General features: G+C 69.3%; 26 protein-coding genes and 1 tRNA gene. 13 read left to right on the forward strand and 14 right to left on the reverse strand.

Translation table 11 applies throughout. The annotated features are described in order from the left end of the window. Nucleotides 1–88: 88 nt before the first annotated feature. From E3U26_RS10250 to E3U26_RS10265, 4 genes are all read right to left on the reverse strand, one after another. Nucleotides 89–490 (reverse strand): GNAT family N-acetyltransferase, encoded by a 402-nt coding sequence (locus tag E3U26_RS10250; RefSeq protein WP_116223041.1) that lies wholly within the window; start codon nt 488–490, stop codon nt 89–91. Next, nucleotides 487–1,080 carry a tRNA (adenosine(37)-N6)-threonylcarbamoyltransferase complex dimerization subunit type 1 TsaB gene (tsaB, locus tag E3U26_RS10255; protein ID WP_243783598.1) on the reverse strand — a complete coding sequence of 198 codons (594 nt, stop codon included), beginning with the start codon at nt 1,078–1,080 and terminating at the stop codon, nt 487–489. The genes E3U26_RS10250 and tsaB overlap by 4 nt, the downstream gene beginning before the upstream one ends. Continuing rightward, nucleotides 1,073–1,627, reverse strand: a complete 555-nt coding sequence (locus E3U26_RS10260) for a NifU family protein (protein ID WP_036750316.1) — start codon at nt 1,625–1,627, stop codon at nt 1,073–1,075. Before E3U26_RS10260 ends, tsaB begins: the two co-directional genes overlap by 8 nt. Nucleotides 1,628–1,812: 185 nt before the next feature. Then, nucleotides 1,813–2,268, reverse strand: coding sequence for a universal stress protein (locus tag E3U26_RS10265; protein ID WP_036750313.1), 456 nt, complete (start codon nt 2,266–2,268; stop codon nt 1,813–1,815). Nucleotides 2,269–2,425: 157 nt separating this feature from the next. On the opposite strand from E3U26_RS10265, the gene E3U26_RS10270 reads away from it, so the two are divergent. Together E3U26_RS10270 and E3U26_RS10275 are read left to right on the forward strand one after the other, a co-directional pair. Continuing rightward, nucleotides 2,426–3,175: a sugar transferase gene (locus tag E3U26_RS10270; protein ID WP_083538983.1), complete on the forward strand. Its 750-nt coding sequence runs from the start codon at nt 2,426–2,428 to the stop codon at nt 3,173–3,175. Between the two features lie 122 nt (nt 3,176–3,297). Then, the gene (locus tag E3U26_RS10275; RefSeq protein WP_243783599.1) at nt 3,298–4,236 is read left to right on the forward strand and encodes an NAD-dependent epimerase/dehydratase family protein; all 939 of its coding nucleotides are present in this window, start codon (nt 3,298–3,300) and stop codon (nt 4,234–4,236) included. Between the two features lie 774 nt (nt 4,237–5,010). On the opposite strand, the gene truA is transcribed toward E3U26_RS10275, so the two are convergent. The 3 genes from truA to E3U26_RS10290 form a co-directional block, all read right to left on the reverse strand. Beyond that, nucleotides 5,011–5,817 carry a tRNA pseudouridine(38-40) synthase TruA gene (gene truA / locus E3U26_RS10280; RefSeq protein ID WP_243783600.1) on the reverse strand — a complete coding sequence of 269 codons (807 nt, stop codon included), beginning with the start codon at nt 5,815–5,817 and terminating at the stop codon, nt 5,011–5,013. Between the two features lie 2 nt (nt 5,818–5,819). Then, nucleotides 5,820–6,803, reverse strand: a complete 984-nt coding sequence (locus E3U26_RS10285) for a 5-bromo-4-chloroindolyl phosphate hydrolysis family protein (RefSeq protein ID WP_214273294.1) — start codon at nt 6,801–6,803, stop codon at nt 5,820–5,822. Between the two features lie 297 nt (nt 6,804–7,100). Then, nucleotides 7,101–7,174: transfer RNA gene (locus E3U26_RS10290), tRNA-Gly, on the reverse strand. 86 nt (nt 7,175–7,260) lie between these two features. Here E3U26_RS10290 and E3U26_RS10295 point away from each other — a divergent pair. Next, on the forward strand, nt 7,261–8,709 hold the full coding sequence (locus tag E3U26_RS10295; RefSeq protein ID WP_243783601.1) for a TrkH family potassium uptake protein: 1,449 nt from the start codon (nt 7,261–7,263) through the stop codon (nt 8,707–8,709). Here the strand turns inward: E3U26_RS10295 and E3U26_RS10300 are convergent. Continuing rightward, nucleotides 8,706–10,157, reverse strand: a complete 1,452-nt coding sequence (locus tag E3U26_RS10300) for a peptidoglycan-binding domain-containing protein (RefSeq protein WP_243783602.1) — start codon at nt 10,155–10,157, stop codon at nt 8,706–8,708. The two genes, E3U26_RS10295 and E3U26_RS10300, sit on opposite strands and share 4 nt — an antisense overlap. Nucleotides 10,158–10,243: 86 nt before the next feature. Here E3U26_RS10300 and E3U26_RS10305 point away from each other — a divergent pair, with 86 nt between their 5' ends. From E3U26_RS10305 to glmM, 8 genes are all read left to right on the forward strand, one after another. Beyond that, entirely contained in the window at nt 10,244–11,194 is a 951-nt protein-coding gene (locus tag E3U26_RS10305) for a glycine--tRNA ligase subunit alpha (RefSeq protein WP_114535166.1), read from the forward strand. Next, nucleotides 11,191–11,673 (forward strand): DUF6446 family protein, encoded by a 483-nt coding sequence (locus E3U26_RS10310; protein WP_011746884.1) that lies wholly within the window; start codon nt 11,191–11,193, stop codon nt 11,671–11,673. Before E3U26_RS10305 ends, E3U26_RS10310 begins: the two co-directional genes overlap by 4 nt. Next, nucleotides 11,673–13,820, forward strand: coding sequence for a glycine--tRNA ligase subunit beta (gene glyS / locus E3U26_RS10315; protein WP_243783603.1), 2,148 nt, complete (start codon nt 11,673–11,675; stop codon nt 13,818–13,820). Before E3U26_RS10310 ends, glyS begins: the two co-directional genes overlap by 1 nt. Before the next feature lie 160 nt (nt 13,821–13,980). Then, nucleotides 13,981–16,542 (forward strand): putative PEP-binding protein, encoded by a 2,562-nt coding sequence (locus tag E3U26_RS10320; protein WP_116223034.1) that lies wholly within the window; start codon nt 13,981–13,983, stop codon nt 16,540–16,542. A gap of 308 nt (nt 16,543–16,850) precedes the next feature. Next, a complete protein-coding gene (locus tag E3U26_RS10325; protein ID WP_240540279.1) occupies nt 16,851–17,309 on the forward strand; it encodes a cell wall hydrolase in 459 nt (152 codons plus the stop codon). Between the two features lie 90 nt (nt 17,310–17,399). Beyond that, nucleotides 17,400–18,182 (forward strand): dihydroneopterin aldolase, encoded by a 783-nt coding sequence (locus E3U26_RS10330; protein ID WP_243783604.1) that lies wholly within the window; start codon nt 17,400–17,402, stop codon nt 18,180–18,182. A gap of 45 nt (nt 18,183–18,227) precedes the next feature. Next, complete coding sequence (gene folP, locus E3U26_RS10335) at nt 18,228–19,190, forward strand: dihydropteroate synthase (protein ID WP_243783605.1); 963 nt, start codon at nt 18,228–18,230, stop codon at nt 19,188–19,190. A 19-nt stretch (nt 19,191–19,209) separates the two neighbouring features. Next, the gene (gene glmM / locus E3U26_RS10340; RefSeq protein WP_243783606.1) at nt 19,210–20,553 is read left to right on the forward strand and encodes a phosphoglucosamine mutase; all 1,344 of its coding nucleotides are present in this window, start codon (nt 19,210–19,212) and stop codon (nt 20,551–20,553) included. 179 nt (nt 20,554–20,732) lie between these two features. Here glmM and E3U26_RS10345 read toward each other — a convergent pair whose 3' ends face one another. Beyond that, nucleotides 20,733–21,854 carry an FAD-dependent oxidoreductase gene (locus E3U26_RS10345; RefSeq protein WP_114535119.1) on the reverse strand — a complete coding sequence of 374 codons (1,122 nt, stop codon included), beginning with the start codon at nt 21,852–21,854 and terminating at the stop codon, nt 20,733–20,735. Between the two features lie 43 nt (nt 21,855–21,897). Next, nucleotides 21,898–22,320: an RNA polymerase-binding protein DksA gene (dksA, locus tag E3U26_RS10350; protein ID WP_036750287.1), complete on the reverse strand. Its 423-nt coding sequence runs from the start codon at nt 22,318–22,320 to the stop codon at nt 21,898–21,900. A gap of 161 nt (nt 22,321–22,481) precedes the next feature. On the opposite strand from dksA, the gene E3U26_RS10355 reads away from it, so the two are divergent. Next, nucleotides 22,482–23,321 (forward strand): AAA family ATPase, encoded by an 840-nt coding sequence (locus E3U26_RS10355; RefSeq protein WP_036750285.1) that lies wholly within the window; start codon nt 22,482–22,484, stop codon nt 23,319–23,321. After that, the gene (locus tag E3U26_RS10360; RefSeq protein ID WP_243783607.1) at nt 23,318–23,758 is read left to right on the forward strand and encodes a GNAT family N-acetyltransferase; all 441 of its coding nucleotides are present in this window, start codon (nt 23,318–23,320) and stop codon (nt 23,756–23,758) included. Before E3U26_RS10355 ends, E3U26_RS10360 begins: the two co-directional genes overlap by 4 nt. A gap of 48 nt (nt 23,759–23,806) precedes the next feature. Here E3U26_RS10360 and E3U26_RS10365 read toward each other — a convergent pair whose 3' ends face one another. The 4 genes from E3U26_RS10365 to E3U26_RS10380 all read right to left on the reverse strand — a co-directional run bounded on the left by E3U26_RS10365 (nt 23,807) and on the right by E3U26_RS10380 (nt 26,543). Next, nucleotides 23,807–24,301 carry a lytic transglycosylase domain-containing protein gene (locus E3U26_RS10365; RefSeq protein WP_036750279.1) on the reverse strand — a complete coding sequence of 165 codons (495 nt, stop codon included), beginning with the start codon at nt 24,299–24,301 and terminating at the stop codon, nt 23,807–23,809. 147 nt (nt 24,302–24,448) lie between these two features. Next, nucleotides 24,449–25,843, reverse strand: coding sequence for a dihydrolipoyl dehydrogenase (gene lpdA / locus E3U26_RS10370; RefSeq protein WP_243783608.1), 1,395 nt, complete (start codon nt 25,841–25,843; stop codon nt 24,449–24,451). Between the two features lie 50 nt (nt 25,844–25,893). Then, entirely contained in the window at nt 25,894–26,286 is a 393-nt protein-coding gene (locus E3U26_RS10375; protein WP_036750274.1) for an MAPEG family protein, read from the reverse strand. Then, entirely contained in the window at nt 26,286–26,543 is a 258-nt protein-coding gene (locus tag E3U26_RS10380) for a hypothetical protein (RefSeq protein ID WP_036750271.1), read from the reverse strand. The genes E3U26_RS10375 and E3U26_RS10380 overlap by 1 nt, the downstream gene beginning before the upstream one ends. Nucleotides 26,544–26,684 lie beyond the last annotated feature (141 nt).

Raw genomic sequence — 26,684 nt, forward strand, 5'->3', positions numbered from 1 at the left:
GGACCTCAGGACGGTTTGCGGGCGAGTCGGCCCAGGATTGTCGGATTAGGGCGCATGGGCCGGAATCCGTCAACAATCTTGTCTGGGGTCAGAGCGCCTGCCGCATCAGCACCGCATCCAGTCCGGGGGCGTAATAATTCCGCCGCTTTCCAAGGGTTTCCCAGCCTGCGCCGGCATAAAGCGCGATGGCGGCCGCGTTGTCCGCGGCGACTTCCAGGAAGGCTTCGCGCGCGCCCCGCGTCCGTGACGTCGCGGCGAATTCGGCCAGCAGCGCCGAGGCCAGCCCGCGGCGGCGCGCCTCGGGCGCGATGGCCAGCGTCAGCAGCTCGGCCTCGTCGGCGATGGCACGGCCCAGCAGGAAGCCCTGCGGCCGGGTCAGCAGGAAATTCGGCGGGCCGGCCAGCAGCGCCTGGAACTCGGCCGCCGTCCAGGGCCGCGGATGCGCGGCAAAGCAGCGGCCATGCAGCGCTGCCAGATCCTCGGGCGTCATGACAGGATCAGCGGGCCGCGGTCGCGCGCCGGCGCGGCATCGGCCGGGCGCAGATAGATCGGCGCCGGGCGCGGCAGGTCCGGCTGGTCGCGCCGTGCGGCGGCAATGCGGGCGATGGCTTCGGCCAGCGGCATGGCCGCGGGCAGCGGCGCGGGGCCGGGCGGCAATTCATGCGCGGGGGCCTGTTGCGGCCGGGTGGCGGCGCCGGTGCCGAAATCCTGCCAGATCACCTCGCCCATGCGCGAGGGCACGGCGACGCGGCAGGGGCGGGGCAGGCCATGCGCGGCCGCCTCGGTCACGCTGACGCCGACGGCGGGGATGCCCAGCGACAGCGCCAGCCCGCGCGCCGCCGCCACCGATATGCGGATGCCGGTGAAATTGCCCGGCCCGATGCCGCAGCCGATGACGGAAAGGTCGCGCCAGCCGACGCCCGCCTCGGCCAGCACCTGGCCAAGCAGCGGAAACAGCCGCTCGGCCTGGCCGCGGGCCATGTCCTCGTGGTGCTGGACCAGCAGGCGGTCGCCTTGCAGCAAAGCGGCCGCGCAATGCGCGGCCGATGTGCCGAAGCCCAGCGAGAGCGGCTCAGCCAACGGGACGGACCTCGGTCACTTCCGGGATGTAGTGGCGCAGCAGGTTCTCGATCCCCATCTTCAGCGTCAGCGTGGACGAGGGGCAGCCGGCGCAGGCGCCTTGCATGTGCAGGTAGACCACGCCGCGGTCGAAGCCGTGGAAGGTGATGTCGCCGCCGTCCTGCGCCACGGCCGGGCGCACGCGGGTATCCAGCAGCTCCTTGATCTGGCTGACGATTTCCGCGTCCGGTCCGTCCTGGTCGTTATGGCCGCCGGCGGATGCGCCCTCGATGGCCGGGGCGCCGGACTGGTAATGCTCCATGATCGCGCCCAGGACCGAGGGCTTCAGGTGGTCCCATACCGCGTCGTCGGCCTTGGTCACGGTCACGAAATCCGAGCCGAGGAAGACCCCGGTCACGCCCGGCACGGCAAAGATGCGGCGCGCCAGAGGGCTGGTGGCCGCTGCTTCGGCTGCGGGGAAATCGGCGGTGCCGCTGCCCAGGACGGTTTCGCCCGGCAGGAATTTCAGCGTCGCGGGGTTCGGGGTGGTTTCGGTCTGGATGAACATGGCGCGGGGCTCCTTTGAGGCGGATATGGGGATCGAAGGGCGGACAAGTCAAGTCGGAGGCCGCCCCCATCCCCGACGGGCGGCCTTGAAAATGCGGCGCAAACCATCGGCGCATGACCCAGGGCCGCCGCCGGGGGGCCGGCGGTATCCGCCAGGTGCCGCGACCATCCGCCGCAGCGGGCGGCTCAGGTGATCTGTTCCAGCCGCTCGCGCGAGATGTCGCCGGGCACGATGGTGACGGGGCAGGGCAGGTTCGCCACCTCGCGCATCAGCCGCGTGACCAGCGGCCCCGGCCCCGCGCTTTCGGTCGAGGCGGCCAGCACCACCACGCCTATCTCGGGGTCGTCGTGGATCTGGGCCAGAAGCTCGGCGCCCGGCTCGCCCTCGCGCACCACCAGCTCGGGCTCGATGCCGGGGCGGTCGCGCATCCATTTGGCGAAGACCTCGTAATGCGCCTCGATCCGCTCATAGGCTTCGGCGCGCATCACGTCCGCGACGCCCATGCCGTGCTGGATGGCCGTGGTGGGGATGACCGCCAGCACCTGCACCCCGCCGCCGGTCTTTGCCGCGCGCAGGGCGGCATAGCGGATGGCGTTCAGGCATTCGCGGGAATCGTCCAGAACCACCAGAAATTTCCGCATGAATCCCGCCCCGGTTGCCTTGGAATGAGCAAAGACTGGCCGAAAGGACACGCTTGCGCAAGTCCGGCACAGTTTTCGCCCTTGCGCTCATTCAAAATTAACGAGTGCTATGGTAGGCGGGAGAAGTAGCCACAGCGCCAAAACGCGGGACGGAATTGTGACGATTCACCAGGACTGGGAAAAAGCCGATATCGCACGGCTCGCCACAGTGGCCCAAGCCGAGATGTCGTGGTTCAAGGACCAGGCGCATGCGCCCGCCATGGCCACCATGCCCCTGTCGAAGCGGGTCTTCGACATCACCCTGGCGCTGGTGGCCTTGGTGCCGCTGTCCATCGTCATGGCGGTCTTTGCCCTGATCCTGCTGGTCTTGCAGGGGCGGCCGATCTTTTACGCGGCGCCGCGGATGGCGGCGCCGGGGCGGACCTTCACCCATCTCAAGTTCCGCACCATGCTGTGCCAGCAGGACGATTTCGGCGTCACCGGCGCGCACAAGGCCTGGCGCATCACGCCGCTCGGCCATTTCATGCGCCGCACCCGCATCGACGAATTGCCGCAGCTGTTCAACATCCTCAAGGGCGACATGAGCTTTGTCGGCCCGCGCCCGACCATCCGCGAATATGTCGAACGCTATCCCGCGGTCTATGGCCAGGTGCTGAAAAGCCGGCCCGGCGTCACCGGGCTGGCGACGCTGATCTATCACCGGCACGAGGACCGCATCCTGCGCCGCTGCAAGAGCGCCGAGGCGACCGAGGCCGCCTATGCCCGGCGCTGCCTGCCGACCAAGCTGAAAATCGACCTGATCTACCAGAAGAACCGGACGCTGGCGCTGGACCTTTGGATCATCTGGCGCACCGTGCTGATCGTGCTTTACAAGGACGAGCGGCCCCGCCGCCGCGGCCGCAAGTAAGGCCCCCGGCGATTTTTCCGATGCGCGCGGATCCCCCGCCCCCGCCGGGCGTTATGGCGGTATATCCATCCTAGGCCTACAGGATTCTGACGCCACCGGCGCGGAAACGGAAAGGGAAATGCTTGCAGCGTAAGGCTCTCGTCACCGGAGGGGCAGGGTTCATCGGCAGCCACCTCGTCGACCGGCTGCTGGCCGGCGGAGAGGAGGTCGTCGTCCTGGACGATCTCTCCAGCGGCAGGATGGACAATCTGCCCGCGGAGGTGCGGCTGGTCCGGGGCGACGTCTGCGATGCCGATCTGGTCGGCAGGCTGCTGGCCGGGGTGGACTGCATCTTTCACCTTGCCGCGCGGGTTTCGGTGCAGCTTTGCATCACCGACTGGATGGCCGCGCATCGCGTCAACCTGGGCGGCACCATGGCCGTGCTGCACGCCGCGCACCGGGCCGGCAACATTCCCGTGGTCCATGCCTCGTCCGCGGCGGTCTATGGCAACCGCGCCGGCGCCACCTGCCGCGAAAGCGACCTGCCCCTGCCGATTTCGCCCTATGCCGCCGACAAGCTGGCCGCCGAGCATCAGGCCGGCGCCATGGCGGCGGTGAACGGCCTTTCTTCGGTCGGGCTGCGGTTCTTCAACGTCTATGGCCCGCGCCAGGACGCGGCCTCGCCCTATGCCGGGGTGATTTCGCGATTCTGCGCCAACCGGCTGGCGGACCGGCCGCATGTGATCTTTGGCGACGGGCAGCAGAGCCGGGATTTCATCTATGTCGCCGATGTGGTCGAGGGCCTGCTTTGCGCCCGCGACCTGGCCGGGAGGGCGCCGGGCGCCCAGGTCTTCAACCTCTGCACCGGGGTCGAAACCACGCTGCTAGATCTGGTGCGCCAGATCGACGCGGTCGCGGGGCGGGGGGCCAGCGCCATCGAACACGCGCCGGCGCCCCCCGGCGACATCCGCGCCTCTTGCGGCTGTCCGCAGGCCGCGCGCGACCGGCTGGGCTTCGTCGCCGCCACGGACATGCGATCGGGGCTGGACATGCTTTGGGACAGGCTGGGTCCGGCTGGCTAGAGGGCATCTGCATCTGGGGATGCCCACCTTGCCCGAACTCTGTTTCAGGATCGAGAACCGGGGCGATCTTGAGCAGGCGAGCCCTGATCGATGGGCAATGGGGGCGGATTGAACCACCTCTGCCGGGCAAGGCGGGTGACCGGGGCGGCAGCGGGGCTGACAACCGGCTCCGGCATCGACGCGGTTCTGCGGCTGGCGCGTCACGTGGCGCGGCGTGACCTGCCGCCGGAGCCGGGGCGCTGGAGGGGTGCTTGCCCCGATTCCGCCGCGGGCCTCGCGCCAGGGTGTGGGGTTGTCTTTTCAAGGAGTTGAGAGCCGATCTCCGTCGATCGATGCCCCGATCTCAAGGGTTCATGCCGATGCGATCTCGCAGATGGTGCCGCGGCGGGCTGACCACGAGAGTTCATGCCGCGGTGGATGCACCCTGCCCGGCAAGGTTCCCAGTGACGCCTGGCCATGGCGCCGGTAGCCCGCAGGCCAAGGGATTGCTCTGCGGCCTGGCCGGCCCCTGCCAAGCCATCGCCGATGCCGGATGCGGCAGGGATTTGCCGGATGCGGCAGGGATTCCTGCGCCGGTTCATTTTTGGCGATCTGCGCGCCACCGCAGCCGGGCTGGAAGGCACCCCCCGGCCGGAGTCTCCGTAAGAAGCGCCGCACGGTCGCATGTTTTCTTCAACCGGATCAAACCCTTCCGCCGCATCGCGCCCCGCTGCGAGGAAACCGTCGCCTCGTCAAAGGCACTCACCGACAGCGCCGGCGCAATCGCATGGTTTCCTAAATGAAGGCGCCGGCTTGGTTCAGCGCCTCGGGGAAGGGCGGGGTGCCATAGCCGACCCCGGTCAGGTAAAGCCCCTGCGGCGGGCAGACCGGCCCGCAGGCGGCGCGGTCGCGTGCGGCCAGCGCCTCGGCCACGCGTCCGGGCGGCCAGGCGCCGGCGCCGACCCGCTCCAGCGTGCCGACGATCGAGCGCACCTGGTTGTGCAGGAAGGACCGCGCCCGCAGGGTAAAGCGGTATTCGCGACCCTGCGGGATCGGGGTTTCCTGGATGGTCAGCTCGTCCAGCGTCTTCACCGGGCTCTGCGCCTGGCACATGGTCGAGCGGAAGGTGGTGAAGTCGTGCCGGCCCAGCAGATGCGCCGCGCCCGCGCGCATGGCGGCCAGGTCCAGGGGGTGCTGCACCTGCCAGGCGCGGCCGCGGTCATGGGTCAGCGGCGCGCGGCGCGCGACCAGCCGGAACAGGTAGCGCCGCTCATGCGCCGAGAAGCGGGCGTGAAAGTCGTCCGCCACCCGTGCCGCGGCCAGGACGGCGACGGGGGCGGGCTTCAGATGCCAGTTCAGCGCCTCGGACAGCCGGAAGGGATCCCAGTCGCGCTGCAGGTCGGCATGCGCGACCTGGCCGGTGGCATGGACCCCGGCATCGGTGCGCCCCGCCGCGGCGATCCGCGCCCCGGCCGCGAAACCGGGATCGAGCCGGCCGAGCGCCGCCTCGATGGCGCCCTGCACGCTGGGCCGGTCGGCCTGGGCCTGCCAGCCGGCAAAGGGGCTGCCGTCATATTCGATCAACAGGGCGAAACGGGGCATGGCTAGCGGCGCGGCTTGTCGGATTCGCGCGGGATCAGCAGGTCGTCGAGCGTCATCGAGCGCGGCAATTCGGCGGGCTCGGCCGGCTCGGCGGGCGCGGGCCGGGGCCGCACGCCTTCCCGTGCCAGCCGGTCGCGCAGCACGCCGATCTCGATGTCCAGGTCGCTGCGGCCGCCTTCCAGCAGCTTGGCGCTGCGGGCGGCAAACTCGGTTTCCAGGTCGTCCAGCAGCGTCTCGTAATCCCGGCGCGCGCGCGGGTCGCGGGTCTGGGCGTAGAGGTCGGCGAACTTGACCGTCGCGTCGCGCGCGCCTTGCAGGTAGACGCTGAGATAGCGGCGCAGGGCGGCGATGGTGTCGGGATTGTCCTCGACATGGGCGAAGAGTTCGCGCGCGGTGGCGGCGAACATGCCGACACGGGCCTCGAGCCGGCGGTCGCCGCTGCGCAGGATGGCGTCCTGCATGGCCTTCAGATGCGCCTCGCCCTCGGCGACGATGCGTTGGGCGCGGTCCTGGCGGACGCCGTCGATGCCCTCCATGCCCTTGTCGCGCATCGGGTCGCCGCCGAAGGCGAGCCAGTGCAGCATGGCCCCGGCGACGCCGATCACCCCGGCGCCGGCCTCGGCGCCCGGCACATAGGCGCCCAGGGCAAGGCCGAGCCCGGTCAGGATGCCGCCGAAGAGCTTGCGCGGGATCGCCGGGCGGCGGGCGATGCGGCGGGCGTCATAGGCGGCCTCGGCCTGCAGCCCCTGGCGTGTCATCCACATGCCCGAGGCGATGGTGCCGAAGGCGATCAGGTGCAGGGCAAGCCCGGCCGGATCCTGCCAGAAGGCGCTGATGAGAAAGGGGGCCGCCATGATCGTGACCCAGCGCGTGCGCGATTCCAGCGGATGCCGGATCTCGCCCGGTGCGGGGCGCGCGGGCGGGCGCGGGCCGGTGCCGTCCGGCCGGGGCTGCGGCGAGAAGCGGCCGCCGAAACGCCTTGCCATCGCCGCCCCCTCAGCCCGCGCCCAGGAAGGAGGCATAGAGCGTCAGGCCCATCAGCAGAAAGAAGGACAGGCGCTGCATGGCTTTCCGGGACATGGGCTTCCTTTCGGCGCGTCGGGCAAAGTTGCCCGCAGGATATAGGGCCTTGCGGGCGGGAACGGAAGGGCGCGGCGGTCGGGGGGCTCTGCCCCCCGCGCCTCATGCGCCCCTTGATGGGGCGCGTGAGGCGCTCCCCCCGGAGTATTTGGGAAACGGAGAAAGCCGGTTTCGGGCGGGCGGTGCGGCATGCGGGGAAGGGGTGGAGCGGGTGATGGGAATCGAACCCACGTATTCAGCTTGGAAGGCTGCTGCTCTACCATTGAGCTACACCCGCGTCGCGCCTTTCTATAGGGGGTGGCGCGGGTTCGTGCAAGCGTCGCGCGCTTGACGCCTGCGGGGCGGCGGGGCAAGCAGGGCGGCATGATCGATATCCGTCCCGTGGCCAATATCGTCGGCAAGGTCGTCGTCACGCTGGGGACGGCGATGGCGCTGCCCATGCTGGTCGATTGGTGGCATGGCGACCCGCATTGGCTGATCTTCCTGGAATGCGGCATCCTGACCATGCTGGCCGGCGGGCTGGTGGCGCTGTCCACGCGGCAAAAGGACAAGTCGCTGACCATCCAGCAGGTGTTCCTGCTGACCGCGATGCTGTGGCTGGTGGTGCCGGTGGCCGGCGCGCTGCCCTTCATGCTGGGCGCGCCGCAGGTCGGCTTCACCGACGCCTATTTCGAGGCCATGTCGGGCGTCACCACCACCGGCACCACCGCATTCCCCGATCTCGACAACCTGCCCAAGGGCACCAACCTGTGGCGGGCCTTCCTGAACTGGGCGGGGGGGCTGGGGATCATCGTCGTCGCCATGATCTTCCTGCCGGTGATGAAGGTCGGCGGCATGCAGTTCTTTCGCTCGGAAGGCTTCGACACGCTGGGCAAGATCCTGCCCCGCGCCTTCGATATCGCGCGCGAGATGACCGGGGTCTACATCGCCATGACCGCAAGCTGCATGGTGGTCTATATCCTGCTGGGCATGAAGGGCTTCGATGCGCTGGTGCTGGCGCTGTCCACCTGTTCCACGGGGGGCTTTTCCAATTACGACGCCAGTTTCGCGCCCTTCATCGGGCCGGCGGAATATGCCGCCGCCTTCTTCATGATCCTGGCCTCGATCCCCTTCATCCGCATGGTGCAGCTGATCCGCGGCTCGGCCGAGCCGATCTGGCGCGACATCCAGGTCCGCGCCTATCTGCGCTGGACCTTCTATGCCATCGCGCTGGTGGTGCTTTACCGGCTGTTGTGGCTCGAGGCGAAGAACCCCTTCGACGTGATCCGCGAGACCACGTTCAACGTCGTCTCGACCTTTTCGGGCACCGGCTTCGCCTCGACCGACGTGACGCAATGGGGGCATTTCCCCTTTGTCGTGCTGATCGTGGTCGGGCTGATCGGCGGCTGTACCGGCTCGACCTCGTGTTCGGTCAAGGTGTTCCGCTATCTGGTGCTGTTCCAGGCGGTCAGGGCGCAGCTCAAGCGCATGCAGTCGCCGCACCGGGTGTTTCCGCTGCTTTATGGCGGCCGCCCGCTGGAAGAGGACGTGGTCGATTCGGTGATGGCCTTCTTTACCCTGTTCATCCTCAGCTTCGGCCTGCTGATCGTCGGGCTGGCGCTGACCGGGCTGCATCCGCGCACGGCGCTGACCGCGGCCTGGACCGCGATCGCCAATGTCGGCGTGGTCTGGGGGCCGGAGCTGACGCCCGAGGGGGCGGTGACGAATTTTCCCACCGCCTCGAAATGGCTGATGATCTGGGGGATGTATCTGGGCCGGCTGGAGCTGATCTCGGTGCTGGTGCTGCTGCTGCCGCGGTTCTGGCGCGGCTAGTCCTGCGCGATCGCCGGGGCGATGGCGGGCGCCTCGGGCCCGGCCTCGGTGGCGCCGGGGGCGAAGCGGGCCAGGTTGTCCGAGATCTCGGCCGCCAGCCGGTGCTGGTCCTCGGGGTCCGAGATCGGCCAGATCAGCACGAAGCCCTGCACCCGGCCGTCGACCACCCGGCCTTCGGCATGGCCGATATGGGTCTGGTTGCGCCCGTCCAGCGTGACGCTGCCGCGTTCCACCTTGCGCTCGGGCGCCGGCACCCAGCCGAGCGCGGTGACGAGGCCGGCGAGGTCCAGCATCTCTTGCTGGCCGCCGGGCTGCGAGAACAGGATCAGCGCCGCGCCCGAGCCGTCCTTGGGCCCATAGATCGACAGCGCGCGCTCGGCCCGGTCGAATTGCAGCTTCTCCATCGGCGCGGGCAGCATCAGGCCGGTATGGGCGTCGCGCAGCTCGGCCAGGCCCATCTCGGCCCGCCAGGCTTCGCGGCGGCGGATCAGTTCGGCCATGGCGGTCGCGGTATCGGGCGAGGCGCGCAGGCGCACGATTTCCTCGGCGATGGCGGCGCGGGTCTTGGGGCCGTCCTTGCCGTCGATGCCCCCGTCGTAATGGCCGGCCCAACGCAGGGCGCGCTGGATCTCCTCTAGCGGCGGCATGGGCACCGGCGCCGCGTCCGGGGCAGGGGGGGCGCCCAGGTCCGGCACCTTGCCGATGATCGCGATCTCGCCCATCTCCTCGCCCGGCGCGAGGAAGGCGTCCTTGGGCACCGCGCCCGCATCCCGGAACGCCTGAAGCCAGGCGGTGCCGGTCGCCCGGTCCATCGGGCCAAAGCCGATGGTCAGCCGGCCGCCCGGCAGGGTCCACAGCCCGGCCTCGGGCAGGGTCTCGCGCCATTTCGCCAGCAATTCCTCGGCCCGCGCGCGGTCGGTGGTGGATTCGAGGCGCAGGAAGAACTGCTCGGGCGCGGGTTCGGGTTCTGCCAAGGCGCCGGCATCGGCGGTCGGGGTCGCAGCCTTGCCGGCCAGGTCGCCGGGGACGGGCTCGTCCCCTGCGGTCGCGGGCTGGGCCTGGGGGAAGGTCGAGGCATTGCCGCCGGACGTCGTCGCCTGGGGATCGGCGGGGGGTTCGGTGGGCGCTGCGTCGCCGATGCGCGTCAGTTCGCGCCCCTCGGCGGCGGCCAGGAAGCTGTCGCCCGGCACCTTGCGCTGCTGCTTCAGCTGTTCCAGCCGCGCCGCCGCCTCTTCGCGCGGCATCGGGCCAAGTGCGATGCCGACCCAGCCGTCGGCCAGCGGGAAGGTCACGACATCGGGGAACTCCGCGCCCCAGTTCCGGGCGGTGGCGGCCGCGGCGTCGGCGCCGCGCTTGGCCTCGATGCGGATCACCACGTCCTCGGCCTGCGCCGCAAAGCCCAGAGACAGCGGCAGAGCCGCACCGATGACGAATGCAAAGCGCCGCATGGGCATGTCCCTCTCATTGACCCTGCGCCGCCCTCTGCCTAGAAGGCGGCAGACATTTCCTGCCAGTTATGCCGAAGGAAGCCCCGATGACCAGCCCAAAGGACAATCAGACGGCGAAACCCGTCTGCTTCCAGGACGTGATCCTGCGCCTGCAATCCTATTGGGCCGCACAGGGCTGCGCGGTGCTGCAACCCTATGACATGGAGGTCGGCGCCGGCACCTTCCACCCGGCGACCACGCTGCGCAGCCTCGGCGCCCGGCCCTGGGCCGCGGCCTATGTCCAGCCCTCGCGCCGCCCGACCGACGGCCGCTATGGCGAGAACCCGAACCGCCTGCAGCACTACTACCAGTATCAGGTCATCATCAAACCCTCGCCGCCGAACCTGCAGGAGCTTTACCTGGGCAGCCTTGCGGCCATCGGCCTGGACCCGATGATCCACGACGTACGCTTCGTCGAGGACGACTGGGAAAGCCCGACGCTGGGCGCCTGGGGCCTGGGCTGGGAGGTCTGGTGCGACGGCATGGAAGTCAGCCAGTTCACCTATTTCCAGCAGGTCGGCGGGCATGACTGCCGCCCGGTCTCGGGCGAGCTGACCTATGGGCTGGAGCGGCTGGCGATGTATGTGCTGGGGGTCGAGCATGTGATGGACATGCCCTTCAACCCGCCCGGCAGCCCGATCCCGCTGAGCTATGGCGACGTCTTCCGCCAGGCCGAGCGCGAATATTCCCGCTGGAACTTCGAACAGGCCGATACGGACATGCTGCTGCAGCATTTCAAGGATGCCGAGGCGGAATGCGACCGCATCCTGGCCGCCGCGGACACGGACGGCGCCGGGCGCCGCATCCCGATGGCGCATCCGGCCTATGACCAGGCGATCAAGGCCAGCCACCTGTTCAACCTGCTCGATGCGCGCGGCGTGATCTCGGTCACGGAGCGCCAGGCCTATATCGGCCGCGTCCGGGCGCTGGCGAAACGCTGCGCCGACCTGTTCGTGACCACCGAGGCGGCTGGCGCGGTAGGGGGAGGGGCGGCATGAGCTCGGGCAAGATCGTCGCCTCGATGCTGGTGCTGGTGGCCGTCATGGCCGGCCTGGCCGTCTGGTATCTGCAGGTCTATGGCTTCTACGACCAGGTGGACGAGATCAGCGGCGCGCAGGACATCGTCGTCACCGATGCGCAGGGCGCGACACATCCGGTCGCGGTCGCGGATTTCAAGGCCATCGACGCCACAAGCTCGCCCATCCGCTATCGCGCCTGCTTCACGCTGGACCCGGCCGAGCTGGCCGATGCCGCGCCCTATGCCGGTGCGACGCCGCTGAACGGGCCGGGCTGGTTCAAGTGCTATTCCGCCAGGGCGCTGACCGCCGACCTGGAATCGGGCGCGGCCCGCGCCGTGCTGGGCCAGGCCGAGATCCGCCCCGACGTGGACCGGGTGATCGTGGTCTATCCCGACGGCCGCGCCTTTGCCTGGCACCAATTCAACGACAAGACCCCCGAACGCGGAGTGATGGACTGATGCCCGACCTTCTGATCGAGCTTTTCTCGGAGGAGATACCGGCGCGGATGCAGGCCCGCGCCCGCGAGGATCTGAAGAAGCGCGTCACCGACGGGCTGGTCGAGGCGGGCCTGACCTATCGCTCGGCCGGCGCCTTCTCGACCCCGCGCCGGCTGGTGCTGGCCGTCGAGGGGCTGACCGCGGAAAGCCCGACCACGCGCGAGGAACGCAAGGGCCCCCGCACCGACGCGCCCCAGGCGGCGCTGGAGGGCTTCCTGCGCTCGACCGGCCTGGCCCGCGAGCAGCTGGAGGCGCGCGACGACAAGAAGGGCCAGGTCTGGTTCGCGGTGGTCGCCAAGCCCGGCCGTCCCGCCGCCGAGATCGTGGCCGAGGTGCTGGAGCGCACGATCCGCGATTTCCCCTGGCCCAAGTCGATGCGCTGGGGCTCGGGATCCCTGCGCTGGGTGCGGCCGCTGCATTCGATCATCTGCCTGCTCTCGGACGAATCCGGCGCCAGCGTGGTGCCGCTGGAGATCGAGGGCATCCGCGCCGGTGCCACCACCCGCGGCCACCGCTTCATGGCGCCGGATCAGATCACCGTCTCGGGCTTCGAGGACTACGCCGCCAAGCTGCGCCGCGCCCGCGTCATGCTGGACCCCGCCGAACGCGAGGCGGCGATCCGGCAGGAGGCGGCGAACCTCGCCTTCGCCCGCGGCTGGGAGATCGTGCCGGACGAGGGCCTGCTTTCCGAGGTCGCGGGCCTGGTCGAATGGCCGGTGGCCCTGATGGGCGCCATCGAGGACCGCTTCCTGGCGCTGCCGCCCGAGGTGCTGCAAACCTCGATGAAGGAACACCAGAAGTTCTTCTCGGCCCGCAATCCCAGGACCGGCCGCATCGAGGGCTTCGTCACCGTGGCGAATATCGAGACCCCCGACCATGGCGAGACGATCCTGAAAGGCAACCAGCGCGTGCTGGCGGCGCGGCTGTCGGACGCGGCCTTCTTCTGGGACAATGACCTGCGCGAGGCGAAAGCGGGCATGCAGGACTGGGCCGAGGGGCTGCGTTCGGTGACGTTCCAGAGCAAGCTCGGTAGCCAGGCCGACCGCATCGCCCGCATCGCGGCGCTGGCGCGCGAGATCGCGCCGCTGGTCGGTGCCGACCCGGACCAGGCGGAACAGGCGGCCAGGGTGGCCAAGCTCGACCTGCGCTCGGCCATGGTGGGCGAGTTCCCGGAACTGCAGGGCACCATGGGCCGCTATTACGCGCTGGCGGCCGGCCTGCCCGAGCCGGTGGCCGACGCCGCCCGCGACCATTACTCGCCGCTCGGCCCCTCGGACGCGGTGCCCTCGGCGCCGGTGTCGGTGGCGGTGGCGCTGGCCGACAAGCTCGACACGCTGACCGGCTTCTGGGCCATCGACGAAAAGCCCACCGGCTCGAAAGACCCCTTCGCGCTGCGCCGCGCCGCGCTGGGGGTGATCCGGCTGGTGCTGGTGAACGGGGTGCGAGTATCGCTTGATGCTATTCTATCACAGCTATTCGCAGCGCGAAGATTGCAGGAGTCGAATGTCGAACTCGAAGCGGTTTCGGCTTTGATTGCGGCGAAAGTCACAGGTGTTCTAAAAGAAGGCGATATAGCCTGTTCCGCCGACCTCCTCGCCTTCTTCCACGACCGCCTGAAAGTCCACCTGCGCGACCAGGGCATCCGCCACGACATCATCGACGCGGTGCTGAACATGCCCGGCAGCGACGACTTGGTGCTGCTGGTCAACCGCGCCACCGCGCTGAACGACGTGCTCAAGACCGCGGACGGCACCAACCTGCTGCAGGGGCTCAAGCGCGCCGGCAACATCCTCGCCCAGGCCGAAGAGAAGGACGGCGTCGAATACAGCTTCGGCGCCGATCCGAAATTTGCCGAGACCGACGAGGAACGCAGCCTGTTCGCCGCTCTCGACAAGGCGGAACCGGCGATCCGCGAGGCGGTGCGGCTCGAGGATTTCCAGGCTGCGACCCAGGGCATCGCCAGCCTGCGCGCGCCCATCGACGCCTTCTTCGAGGCGGTGCAGATCAACACCGACAACCAGATCACCCGCCGCAACCGGCTGAACCTGCTCTCGCGCATCCGCGAAGCCGGCCGGCTGGTCGCGGATTTCGGCCGGATCGAGGGCTGACCCCCTTTTCTCCGTTGCAAAAATACTCCGGGGGGAGCGCCTCCGGCGCCCCGTCGAGGGGCGCAGGAGGCGCGGGGGGCAGAGCCCCCCGGCCCGCCGCACCACCTGCTGTTCTTCGCACTTGCAGCAATGCGCCGGCCATGCCTAATGTGACGGCATCATGACCGCGCTGACAGACCTAGGTGCCATCGTCGAAATCACCCCCTCGGCGGGGATCCAGACCGCACGCCACGGCTGGCGCGCGAAATGCCTGCAGCGCCTGATCCGCATGGAACTGCCGGTGCCGACCAGCTTCGCGCTGTCGGCCGAGGCGGTGCGCGCCATCGCCGCCGGCCAGATGCCCGACCGCGCCCGTCTTGCCGCCATCATCGAGCGCGCCGACGGGCTGGTCAGCGTGCGGCCCTCGGCGATGAACCCGGCCTGGGGCGGGCCGGGCACGGTGCTGAACGTGGGCATCAACCACGAATGCCACGCCCGGCTGGTGAAAAGCCGCGGCCAGGCGGCGGCGGATGCGATCTACCTGGGCTTCGTGCAATCCTATGCCATCCATGTCGCAAGGCTGGACCCCGACATGTTCTCGGACAGCGAGGGCGGGCTTGCCGCCGCCCTGCGCGCCTATGAGGACGAGACCGACGAGGAATTCCCCCAGGACCCGACCCGGCAGCTGGCCGAGGTGCTACGCAGCATGGCGCGCGCCTGGGACGGGCCGACTGCGCGGCTTTTGCGCCAGGCCAAGGGCGCGCCGGCCAATGCGCCGCTGGGGCTGGTGGTGCAGGACATGGCGCTGGCCATCGGGCCGGGCGTCACCGGCTCGGGCACCATCCAGTTCATCGACAGCGTGACCGGCGCGCCGCGCCTGACCGGCCGGTTCCGCGGCCAGACCCAGGGCCGCTCCAAGGGCGAGGGGGCGGAAACGCTCTACCTGACCCGCGACCCGCGCGGCCCCTCGCTGGAGGAAGCCGCGCCCGAGGTCTTTGCCGATCTGGTCCGCTTCGGCGTCGCCGCCCGCGAACGCTTGCGCGAAGAGATGCAGATCGAATTCGTCGTCTCGGACAGCCGGCTTGCGATCATCGACGCGGTGCGGGTCAGCCGCAGCTCGCGCGCCAGCGTGCGCATCGCCGTGGCGCTGGCCCGCGACGGCATCATCCCGGCCGAAGAGGCGGTGATGCGGGTCGAGCCGCGGGCCCTGTCGGACCTGCTGCACCACCAGGTCGATCCGCGCGCGCCCCGCGACGTGATCGCCCGCGGCATCAATGCCAGCCCCGGCGCCGCCACCGGGCGCATGGTTTTTACCGCCGCCGCCGCCCAGGCCTCCGAGGCGCGGGGCGAGCGCTGCGTGCTGGTGCGCCGCGAGACCGTGCCCGAGGACATCCGCGGCATGCATGCCGCCGTCGCCGTGCTGACCGAGCGCGGCGGCATGACCAGCCATGCCGCGGTGATCGCCCGCGGCATCGGCCTGCCCTGCATCGTCGGCGCCAGCGGCATCTCGATCGACACCCGCGCCCGCACCATGCTGGTCGGCGGAAGGCTGTTCCACGAGGGCGAGGAGATCACCATCGACGGCACCTCGGGCGAGGTGCTGGCCGGCGCCGCCGAGATGTTGGAGCCGGCGCTGGACGAAAGCTTCACCCAGCTTCTGGAATGGGCCGACGCGCATTGCCGCATCAGGATCCGCGCCAATGCCGACACGCCCGAGGACGCCCGCACCGCCCGCATGTTCAACGCCCAGGGCATCGGCCTGTGCCGCACCGAGCACATGTTCTTCGACGACGAGCGCCTGCCGGCCATGCGCGAGATGATCTTCGCCGGCAAGCCCGAGGACCGGCGCCTGTCGCTGGAACGCCTCTTGCCGATGCAGCGCAGCGATTTCGCGGCGCTGTTCGAGATCATGGCCGGGCTGCCCGTCACCATCCGCCTGTTCGACCCGCCGCTGCACGAATTTTTGCCACATGACCGCGAAGGCATGCGGGAACTTGCCGAATCGCTGGACCTGCCCTTGTCGGACGTGACCCGCCGGGTCGAGGCGCTGTCGGAATTCAACCCGATGCTGGGCATGCGCGGCGTGCGGCTGGGCATCACCGTGCCCGAGATCTATGACATGCAGGCCCGCGCCATCTTCGAGGCCACCATCGAGGCCAGCCACAACGGCGACCCGGTGGTGCCCGAGATCATGATCCCGCTGGTCAGCGCCCGGCGCGAGGTCGAGCTGGTCAAGAACCGCATCGACGCGGTCGCCGCTGCCGTCAGGAACGAGACGCGCAAGGATTTCACCTATCGCCTGGGCGTGATGGTCGAGACGCCGCGCGCCGCGCTGCGCGCCGGCGACATCGCGGAACATTCGGCCTTCTTGTCCTTTGGCACCAACGACTTGACGCAGATGACCTATGGGCTGTCGCGCGACGACGCCGGCCGCTTCATGGGCACCTATGTCAACCAGGGCGTCTATTCCGAGGATCCGTTCCACATCCTCGACCGCGACGGGGTGGGCGAGCTGGTCGCCATCGGCACCGAGCGCGCCCGCAGCCACAAGCCCGATATCACCATTTCGGTCTGCGGCGAACATGGCGGCAACCCCGAATCCATCGCCTTCTGCCTGCGGGCCGGGGTGAACTACGTTTCCTGCTCGCCCTTCCGGGTGCCGGTGGCGCGGCTCGCTGCGGCGCAGGAATCGATTCTCATGGGCCGGGAAGAGGCGGAATCGGCGGCCGGGACGGAGTCCTAGGACCAGCCGGTTTTGGCCGGAATCTGCCCGTTGGCCGTTTTGTCGTCGGCGGGTTTCCGCCAAAATCGTTTGATTTCAAGCGAATCGCGTCCCTCACGTCCATGTGGGCTGGATCGGCCCGCCCTGTTTCGGGCCTTTAACGCCAGACCGCCGCCCACGGGGCACCCCTCGGGCGGACCTTCCGACGAACCAGACCGGGCCGGGCCCGGACCGAAAACAGGACCAACATGTCGATTAGCAAGTCATGGCTGGCGCGCGTTTCCGTGTGTGTGGCTGTCGCCCTTTCCCCTGTCGCAACCACTCCGGCCATGGCCGACGGCAAGCACCAGGTCGCTTATGAAACCAAGTCCGGCCGCGCGACGCGCCAGGCGACCGTCCAGATCAATCCCGCCGATCTGCAATGCCTGTCCGAGGCGCTGTATTTCGAGGCCCGCGGCGAGGGCGTCCAGGGCCAGCAGGCCGTGGCCGAGGTGATCCTGAACCGCGTCGATCATCCGCGGTTTCCCAAGACCGTCTGCGGCGTGGTGAACCAGCGCGGCCAGTTCACCTATAACAAGAACGCCCGCATCCGCGAAAAGGGCACCTACGCCAGGGTGCAAAGGGTGGCCATGGCCGCCCTGGCCGGCGCGCCGCGCACCCTGACCAACGGCGCGACCTATTTCCACGCCCGCGGCGTCAGCCCCTCCTGGTCCAAGCGGTTCGAGCGCACGATTCGGATCGGCAGCCATACCTTCTACCGTTCGGATCGCCGGCTGGCCTCGAACTGAGGCGGCGACCTAGGCGGCGACGCAAATCTGCCATGCCATGCGCGGCCCTGTCCCTTGCGGCGGGGCCGTTTTCCTGAAAACACGGGCGGCATGGACCAGCCTGACCGTATCCACCTGCGCGACTATATCCTTTCGGCCGAGATCGGCGCGTTCCAGACCGAACGCGGCCAGCCGCAGCGCCTGCGCTTCAACATCGACGTGGAACTGGCGACCCATGTCGTCGGCGTCAACGACGAGGTGGACCGGATCCTTTCCTATGACATCCTGACCGGCGCCGTGGCGGCCGGGCTGGCGGATCGCCGCTATGACCTGCTCGAGACGCTGGCCGAGAAGATCGCGGCGCAGATCCTGGCGCATCCGCGCGCGGCGCAGGTTTCGGTCACGGTCGAGAAGCTGGACCGCATCCCCGGCGCGCTGGGGGTGACGCTGGTGCGCCGCCAGGCGCGGGTCGAGGCCGACCAGGTCCGGGCGCCGATCCGGGTGGTCTTTCACGGCCGCGACCTGGCCCTGCCCGAGGGCGCGGTGGCGCTGGTTCCCGATGCGCCGGGCCTGCCGCTGCCGCAGGGCGGCAACCTGCGCGAGATCGCGCTGCTGGCGCTGGACCAGGCCGCCTGGGCCCTGGCCGGCCGGCTGGGGCTGACCGTGGCCGACAGCCGCACTGAGCTGGACTGGGCCGCGACCGAAGGCCGCGCCGTGGTCTGGGCGCCCGCGCGCATGGTGCGCGACGTGGCCGGGCTGGCGGCCGAGCCGCAGGCGCTGGCGCTGTGGCTGGCCGAGCGGCTGGGGGCAAGCTGCCTCGACTGGGCGCTGCCCGAGGGCGCCGCCCAGCCGGCGGTGCCGGCAGGTTTTTGCATTCCGACCGCACGTCTTTGATCTTCGTGCTTGAATCGGCCGTGCGCCGGCGTAGAGACGCAAGGCATGACCGATTACTTCCGCCCCATCCCATCTGAGACGGGCCGCTGGCAGCTGGCCGGCGGCTGGGTGCGTTTCTCGCAATGCGAGCTTTTGCGCCGCGGCGAGGCGCCGCGCGTGGTGGACCGCGCCCCGGATGCGGTGCTGGCGGCGCTGACCGCGCCCCGCGCGCCGCTGCTGGGCCTGTCCCTGGACCGGCCGCGCATCATGGGCATCGTCAATGCCACGCCCGACAGCTTCTCGGACGGTGGCGCCTATGACGGGGCCGAGCAGGCGCGGTTGCTGGCCGCACAGGGGGCCGAGATCCTGGACATCGGCGGCGAATCGACCCGGCCCGGCGCGCGCGAGGTGCCGGTGGCCGAGGAAATCGCCCGCCTCGCCCCCGCCATCGTCGCGGGCCGTGGCCTGGCGGCGATCTCGGTCGATACCCGCAAGGCCGAGGTGGCGCGGGCCGCCATCGCAGCCGGGGCGGGGCTGGTCAACGATGTCTCGGGCTTCGACTTCGACCCGGCCATGGCCGGGACGGTGGCCGCGGCGGGCGTGCCGGTCTGCCTGATGCACGCCCAGGGCATCCCCGAGACGATGCAGGACAACCCGAGCTATGGCGACGTGCTGCTGGACGTCTATGACGCGCTGGCCGAGCGCATCGCGCGGGCCGAGGCGGCGGGCATCCCGCGCGACAGGATCGTGATCGATCCGGGCATTGGTTTCGGCAAGACGCAAGAGCATAATCTGGCCATCCTGCGGCGGATCTCGGTCTATCACGGGCTGGGCTGCGCCGTGCTGCTGGGGGTGTCGCGCAAGCGGTTCATCGGCGGCATCGGCGGGGCCGAGCGGCCGGCGGACCGGGTGCCGGGGACGCTGGCGGTAACACTCTACGGGATCGCGCAGGGCATACAGATCCACCGCGTCCATGACGTGGCAGAAACAAGGCAGGGCCTCGCCCTCTGGCGGGCCGTGACCATATAGACAAGATGAGCGGGGCAAGATGAGCAGGAAACTTTTCGGCACCGACGGCGTCCGGGGCCGCGCCAATACCCATCCGATGACGGCCGAGATGGCGCTGCGCCTGGGTGCCGCCGCCGGCCGCTATTTCCGCCGCAACGGCGAGGATCACCACCGCGTCGTCATCGGCAAGGACACGCGCCTGTCGGGCTACATGCTGGAAAACGCGCTGACGGCGGGGCTGACCTCGACCGGCATGAACGTGCTGCTCCTGGGCCCGGTGCCGACGCCGGCGGTGGGCTATCTGACGCGGTCCATGCGGGCGGATGTCGGCATCATGATCTCGGCTAGCCACAACCCGGCGCAGGACAACGGCATCAAGTTCTTCGGCCCCGACGGCTTCAAGCTGTCCGACGAGGCCGAGGCCGAGATCGAATCCATCGTCGCGGGCGAGATCGTCCCGGCCCAGCCGCAGAACATCGGCCGCGCCAAGCGCATCGACGACGGGCGCGGGCGCTATGTCGAATATGCCAAGACCACCTTCCCCTCGGGCCAGCGGCTGGAGGGGCTGAAGGTGGTGGTGGATTGCGCCAACGGCGCCGCCTATCGCGCCGCGCCGGACGTGCTGTGGGAACTGGGCGCCGAGGTGATCCCGCTGGGGGTTTCCCCGAACGGGCACAATATCAACGACGGGCTGGGCTCGACCCATCCCGAGGCCTGCGCCCGCGCGGTGCTGGAACATGGCGCCGACATGGGCATCAGCCTGGACGGCGATGCCGACCGGGTGATGATCGTGGACGAAAAGGGCCAGGTGGCGGATGGCGACCAGATCATGGCGCTGCTGGCCGACCGCTGGGCGGCGCAGGGCCGGCTGCGCGGCGGCGCGCTGGTGGCGACGGTGATGTCGAACCTGGGGCTGGAACGCTTCCTGCAAAGCCGCGGGCTGCGGCTGGAGCGCACCGCCGTCGGCGACCGCTACGTGGTCGAGCGGATGCGCGGCGCAGGCTTCAACCTGGGCGGCGAGCAGTCGGGCCATATCGTGATGACCGACTACGCCACCACCGGCGACGGGCTGATCGCCAGCCTGCAATTCCTGGCGGCGCTGGCGGACAGCGGCCGGCGTGCCTCGGACCTGGTGGCGCAGTTCGAGCCGGTGCCGCAACTCCTCAAGAACGTGCGCTATGCCCAGGGTGCCGATCCGCTGTCCCAGGATAGCGTCCAGACCGAGATCGCGCGGGCCGAGGCGCGGCTGAACGGCTGCGGCCGGGTGCTGATCCGCAAGTCCGGCACCGAGCCATTGATCCGGGTCATGGCCGAGGCCGAGGACGAGACGGTGCTGCGCGAGGTGGTCGAGAACATCGTCGCGGCGGTCGAAAGGGCCGCCTGACCGTCTGCGGCGTCGCGTTGGCGGCGGCGTCGGCGGGAGTATTCGAGAAACCGTGAAACGGGCGTGGGCGCGCCATGGGGCGCGCCCCGGCGCTTTCTCTGTTCCCCAAATACCCATGCGACCGTGCCGGCGTCGCTGCCGTATGGGTATTTGGGGAACAGAGAAGTTCGGGCGCCCGGCTAGAGGGCCGTCGGGTCGTGGTCGTAGAGCCAGGCGAAGCGCTCGATCAGCCGGGTCGGGGCGAGGCGCGAGACGGCGCGCAGCCCGGCATGGGCGACCGCGCGGGTCGGGCCGCGCAGGTGGTAGTTGCGGGCATTGGCATTGGCCGCCTCGACGATGCGTCGGCAGCGCGGCTGGCGCAGCGTCTGGAACCGCGCCAGCGCGGCTTCCTGGTCCGGGCCCGCGTCGAGGCAGGCGGCCAGCACCCAGGCATCCTCGATCGCCATGACCGCGCCCTGCGCCATGAAGGGCAGGGTGGGATGGGCCGCGTCGCCGATCAGCGCCCGCCGGCCGTCCTGCCAATGCGCGGCGACCGGGTGGCGGAAGAGGCCCCAGATGCCGACCTGCTCGACCCGTTCCAGCCAGCCGGGCACCGGGCCGCCGAAGCGGGCGAAGGCGGCGCGCAGCTCGGAGGGCTCGCCGAGGATGGACCAGCCTTCCTCCTGCCAGTCCGGCCGTTCGACCACGGCGACGATATTGCGCTGGCCCTGGCCCAGCGGATAGCTGACCAGGTGCCGGCCCGGTCCCATGAAGACCTGCGCCACCGGCGCGGCATCGGGTTCGGCCGGGATCAGCGCGCGCCAGGCGGTCTGGCCGGTGAAGAAGGGGGTCTCGGGGCCGTTCAGCACCGCGCGCAGGCGGCTTTTCACCCCGTCCGCACCGATCAGCAGCGGCACCTCGGGCAGTTCGGCGACGTCATGGCCCAGTTCGATGCGGGCGCCGGCTTCTCGCGCGGCCTCTTCCAGCAGGGCGACCAGCCGCGCGCGATGCACGAGGCGGAACGGATCTCCGGGGCGATGCCGCGCCAGGTCCAGCCGCGCCACCATGCGGCCGGTCGAATCGCGCAGCTCGACCCGTTCGGAGGGCAGCGAGATCGCCCGGAACCGGGATTCGAGCCCCAGCGCCGCAAGGACCCGGCAGGCATTGGGCGAGATCTGCAAGCCTGCGCCCACCTCGCGCAGGGCGCCGGCGCGTTCCAGCACCGTGACCTCTGCCCCGCGCTGCGCCAGGGCGCAGGCCGCGGTCAGGCCGGCCACGCCTGCGCCGATGATGGTGACGGGGTGATGCTTCAGGCCGGACATGGCGCCCTTGGCTGCGAAAGCGGCCCCCGAAGGGGCCGGCGGGTCAGTCGTCGCGATGCACGCGCTCGCGCCGTTCGTGGCGTTCCTGCGCTTCCAGCGTCATGGTGGCGATGGGGCGCGCGTCCAGCCGCTTGAGGCTGATCGGCTCGCCGGTCATTTCGCAATAGCCGTATTCGCCGGTCTCGATGCGGCGCAGCGCGGCGTCGATCTTGGTCACCAGCTTGCGCTGGCGGTCGCGGGTGCGCAGTTCCAGCGAGCGGTCGGTTTCCTCGGAGGCGCGGTCGGCCAGGTCCGGCACGTTGCGGGCGCTGTCCTGAAGACCTTCCAGCGTTTCCGCGGATTGGTCCAGAAGTTCCTGCTTCCATGCGATCAGCTTGCGGCGGAAATACTCCAGTTGCCGTTCATTCATGAAAGGTTCGTCTTCGGCGGGGCGATAATCTTCGGGCAGAAAGGTCTGGGCTTTCATCGTTCCTCCGGGAGCCGGGCGACTGGATGCCCGATCCTTGGCGCCCGCATAAAGTATGGCAGACCAATTGTCACTAGCCCATTCCGACAGGTTTTCCTCGGCGGCTTGCGAAGCCGGCGGGTGCTGGCTAGGGTCGCGCAGATTGCGCAAAGGACAGGCGAATGCAGTTTTCCTCGACCGAAACCTATGTGGCTCCTGCCGACCTGGCCATGGCCGTGAACGCGGCGATCACGCTGGAACGCCCGCTGCTGGTCAAGGGCGAGCCGGGCACCGGCAAGACCGAACTGGCGCGCCAGGTCGCGGCCAGCCTGGACCTGCCCATCGTCGAATGGAACGTGAAATCGACCACCCGCGCGCAGCAGGGGCTTTACGAATACGACGCCGTGTCGCGGTTGCGCGACAGCCAGCTGGGCGAGGCGCGGGTTCACGACATTGCGAACTACATCCGCAAGGGCAAGCTGTGGCAGGCCTTCGAGGCGCCCGGCAAGGTGGTGCTGCTGATCGACGAGATCGACAAGGCCGACATCGAGTTTCCGAACGACCTGCTGCAGGAACTCGACCGCATGGAGTTCCATGTCTATGAGACCGGCGAGATGGTGCGGGCGCGGCACCGGCCGGTGGTCATCATCACCTCGAACAACGAAAAGGAGCTGCCGGACGCCTTCCTGCGCCGCTGCTTCTTCCACTATATCCGCTTTCCCGATGCCGAGACGCTGAAGCGCATCGTCGAGGTGCATTATCCGGGACTCAAGCCGCGGCTGCTCGACGAGGCGCTGAGCCAGTTCCTGGAACTGCGCGAGGTGCAGGGGCTGAAGAAGAAGCCCTCGACCAGCGAACTTCTGGACTGGCTCAAGCTGATCCTGGCCGAGGATCTGGCGCCCGAGGATCTTCGCCGCCCCGCCGGCGAGATGCTGCCCAAGCTGCATGGCGCGCTGCTGAAGAACGAGCAGGATGTGGCCCTGTTCGAGCGGCTGGCCTTCATGGCGCGGCGGCAGCGATGATCCGCGCCCTGCGTCCCGAGGACCGCAAGGGCTGGCAGCGGCTTTATGAGGGCTACCAGGTCTTCTATGGTTTCGCGGACCGGCCGCCCTCGTTTTACGACCGCGCCTTTGCCCGGTTGATGGCGCGCGATCCGCGCGACTTTCACGGGCTGGTGGCCGAGGCGGACGGCCGGCTGCTGGGCCTGACGCATTACGTCTTTCACCCGAACCTGTGGCGCGACGAGGGGGTCTGCTATCTGCAGGATCTGTTCACCGCCCCCGAGGCCCGCGGCCGCGGCATCGCCCGCGCCCTGATCGAGGGCGTCTATGCCGAGGCCGATCGCGCCGGCATTCCCGCCGTCTACTGGCTGACGGCCGAGGACAATTATCCGGGGCGGATGCTCTATGACCGGGTGGGGCAGAAGTCGCCCTTCATCCGCTACAACCGCAAGCTGTAATGCAAGGGGCGGCCCGAAGGCCGCCCCCGCGATCTTCTGTCCCTCGCCTCAGCGCAGGCCGGTGGCTTGCAGCAGGCCCTTGCGCTTGGCCTCGTAGTAATAGCCGCGGGAATACCATTTCACCGCGGCGTCCTTGTTGCCGTCGGCGACCATATAGGCGCCGCGGAGGTATTTGACGCCGTATTTCAGGTTCGTCTCGGCATCCAGCAGCCCGGCGGGCTGGCCGCGATAGCCCATGCCGCGCGCGGTGGCGGGCAGGATCTGCATCAGCCCGTAATAAGGGCCGTTGCGGGCGCCCGGCCGATGGGTCGATTCGCGGATGATGACGCGATGCACCAGGTCCACCGGCACGTCGTATTCCGCGGCGTATTTGTTGATCAGCCGGCGCAGTTCCGGCGTCTCGTTGGGGTGCAGCGCGGCGACCTGGGCCGCCGAGGCGCGGGGTTCGACCAGATAGCGGCGGTCGGGATCGACCCGGTTGTCGCCGCAGGCGCCGACGGCCAGCGTGCCGGCCAGCGCCAACAGTCCGATAATGGATTTCATGACTGCCCCTTGTCTTTTCATTGACCAAGGGATTAGCCGCAGCTGCCAGAGTCGGGGAAATCAAAAGAAAGGACCGCCCGGTTCAGGGGCGGTCCGTCGGCGGAAACCCGCCGCAGTGCGGCGGCGATTTCGGTGGCGATCCGCCGATCAGGCGTGGATCGCGCCGTCGCCGCAGGCCAGGGCGGCCTCGCGCACCGCTTCCGAGCAGGTCGGATGCGCGTGGCAGGTCAGCGCGATGTCCTGGGCCGAGGCGCCGAATTCCATCGCCACGCAGACCTCGTGGATCATCTCGCCGGCGTTCGGGCCGATGATGTGGCAGCCCAGCACCCGGTCGGTCTCGGCATCGGCGATCATCTTGACGAAGCCTTCGGCCTGGAACAGGGCCTTGGCGCGGGCATTGCCCATGAAGGGGAACTTGCCGACCTTGACCTTGCGGCCGCTTTCCTTGGCGGCCTCTTCGGTCAGCCCGACCGAGGCGACCTCGGGCGTGGTGTAGATCACGCCGGGGATCACGTCGTAGTTCACATGGCCATGCTTTCCGGCGATGACCTCGGCCACCGCCATGCCCTCGTCCTCGGCCTTGTGGGCCAGCATCGGGCCGGGCACCGCGTCGCCGATGGCATAGATGCCCTTGACGCTGGTCTGCCAATGCTCGTCGATCTGGACGAAGCCGCGGTCGGTCAGCGCCACGCCGACCTTGTCGAGGCCAAGCCCCGCGACATAGGGGCGGCGGCCGGTGGCGACCAGCACGCATTCGGCCTTGATCTCGTGCTCGCTGTCGTCCTTGCGCAGCTTGTATGTGACCTCGGCCTTGCCCTTTTCGACCTCGACCTCGGACACCGCGGCGCCGAGGACGAATTTCAGCCCCTGCTTCGCCAGGATCTTCTGGAACTGCTTTTGCACCTCGCCGTCCATGCCGGGGGTGATGGCGTCCAGGAACTCGACCACCGTCACCTCGGCCCCCAGGCGGGCATAGGCCGAGCCCAGCTCCAGCCCGATCACCCCGGCGCCGATCACCACCATCGACTTGGGAATCTTGGGCAGGGACAGGGCGCCGGTCGAATCGACCACCACGCCGGCGGCGTTGTCGACCTCGACCCCCTTCAGGCTGGCCGGTTCCGAGCCCGAGGCGATGACGATGTTCTTCGTCTCATGGATCTGGTCGCCGACCTTGACCTTGCCGGGCGCCTCGATGCTGGCCCAGCCCTTGAGCCAGTCGATCTTGTTCTTCTTGAACAGGAACTCGATGCCCTTGGTGTTGCCGGCGACCGTTTCGGCCTTGTAGCCCTGCATCTTGTCCCAATCGACCTTGGGCTTGGCGCCCATCAGTCCCATCTTCTCGAAATTCTCGTGGGTTTCGTGCAGCATGTGGCTGGCATGCAGAAGCGCCTTGGAGGGGATGCAGCCGACGTTCAGGCAGGTTCCGCCCAGCGTCTCGCGCCCTTCGACGCAGGCGACCTTCAGGCCCAGCTGGGCGGCGCGGATCGCACAGACATAGCCGCCGGGACCGGCGCCGATCACGATCAGGTCATAGGTGGACATTCAGGTCTCCTTGCAGTTCGCGGCGCCTTTCGCGGTGCCGCCCGTTCGATTCAGGTGAATAAGGCGATCAGGATCATCGTCAGCGTGGCGACGAACCCCACCCCCCAGATGACCGAGCGCCAGGGCGACCAGCCATAGGCATAGGCGGGAACATAAAGCAGCCGCGCCAGCAGGTAGCTCCAGGCGCAAAGCACGGTCAGGGCCGAGCCGGCATCCGAAAGCACTACCAGCACGACGGCGATGGTAAAGAGGATCAGCCCCTCGAAATGGTTGTCCACCGCGCGGCGCAGCCGGCCGGTCAGGGCGGAAAACTCGGGCTGGCGGTCGCGCGGGCTGGCGTTCCACTTCGCGCCGACATCGCGGTTCATCGAGGCGGCGGCCAGGCCGATCTGCACGGCCTGCAGCAGCGCGGCCAGCGCCAGGGCGGTGGTCTCGGCGGCCATCAGGCGGTCTCGACGAAATGGAATGCGGTGGCCGAGACGCCGGCTTGGCTGTTGAAGACGCCCGCGGCGCCTTCCAGGTAAGCCTTGGCGGCGGCCGCGTCCCCGACCTGGAACAGCGCCCAGGCGCTCTGGTCGCTTTCGCGCCACAGTTGCAGCAGCGACAGGCCGTTATTGCCGCGATCCTCGGCGTCCGCGTCGAAGGCGGCGCGGAAGCGGGCGTAATCGGCGATGCTGTAATGGGCGATCATCTGGGTCATGGAAGACTCCTCCGTTTCGGCCCGGCTTCCCGTCGGGATGAGCGGCAAGGCGGCCCCGTGCGGGTCAACGGGAACAGGCCGGAAAGAGTTGCGCGGCGCCTTGGGCTGGCCGGGGGCGGGCCTGCCGCCCCCGGAAGGCAG

Origin of the sequence: Paracoccus ferrooxidans, assembly GCF_029909815.1 — a bacterium.
Lineage (GTDB): Bacteria > Pseudomonadota > Alphaproteobacteria > Rhodobacterales > Rhodobacteraceae > Paracoccus > Paracoccus versutus.